The sequence below is a fragment of the Rufibacter ruber genome, from assembly GCF_014138425.1.
Taxonomy (GTDB): Bacteria; Bacteroidota; Bacteroidia; order Cytophagales; family Hymenobacteraceae; genus Nibribacter; species Nibribacter ruber_C.
Map to the genome: position 1 here is coordinate 1 of NZ_JACJIQ010000050.1, position 1,049 is coordinate 1,049.

The window sequence follows — 1,049 nt, forward strand, 5'->3', positions numbered from 1 at the left end:
CAATAGTCTTCTCCCTTTCTGTTTTTGTTAAACTTACTAAAAACCCTAAGCTATGCAAACAGTGGTCGGCATTGATGTGAGTAAAGAAACCTTGGCTGTCTGCCACCTAGTAGCCGGTGAACCCCGGCACCTGGAGGTGGAGAACGCCAAGGCCGGCTTCCGCAGGCTGCTCAAAGGCGGCGGGCCGGAGAGCTTGTATGTGATGGAAGCCACGGGTGCTTATTACATGCGCCTGGCTTATTTCCTGGTTGGGCAAGGCGCAAAAGTGGCGGTGGTAAACCCGTTGGTCATTAAGCGCTTCATCCAGATGCACCTTGGCAAGGGCAAGTCCGACCGGAAGGACGCCCAGTGGATCATGCGTTACGGACAGCAGAATGAACTGAAACTTTGGCAACCGGATGATGCGCAACTGGTGGAATGCCGGCAGCTGGAGCAGGCCATAGAACAGCTTGTCAAACAGAAAACCATGACCCTTAACTCGCTCGAGGCTTTGGAGCAGCAACCGGAAAGGAATAAGGTGACCCTGAGAACCTTAAGGCTTACGCTGCTGGTGCTGCAGAAACAGATCCGCCTGCTGGAACAGGAGTTGGACGGTCATCTGCAGGATCAGTTCAAGGAGCAGATGGAGCTGCTAAGCTCGATCCCGGGCATTGGCAGCAAAACGGCCGGTATGTTGCTTTTGTTCTTTGGCGGGTTCAGGCAGGTGACTTCTTATCGCCAACTAATTGCCAAGGCCGGGCTGTGTCCCCGGGAGTATAGCTCAGGTTCCAGTGTCCGGGGCAAAGTCAGGATTACCAAGATGGGTGGCAGCCAGATCCGCAGCAAACTGTATATGTGCAGCCTGACGGCGATGCGGGCGAACAAGGCTTGCAGAGAACTATATGAGCGGCTGGTTGCGAAAGGGAAAAACCGAAAGCTGGCCTTGATCGCTGTTTGCAACAAGTTGCTCAAGCAGGCTTTTGCCATTGTGCATTCAGGTGTACCTTATCAGCCGGATTTTAAAAGATTCTCCGCCTGATTTTATTGACTTTTAACAGAGTTCATGTTAG

1 protein-coding gene is annotated in these 1,049 nt (G+C 52.6%); it reads left to right on the top strand.

The window, feature by feature from the left end:
• Positions 1-52: 52 nt before the first annotated feature.
• Entirely contained in the window at positions 53-1,018 is a 966-nt protein-coding gene (locus tag FHS90_RS22215) for an IS110 family RNA-guided transposase (RefSeq protein WP_182514627.1), read from the top strand.
• The last annotated feature ends 31 nt before the right edge of the window (positions 1,019-1,049 follow it).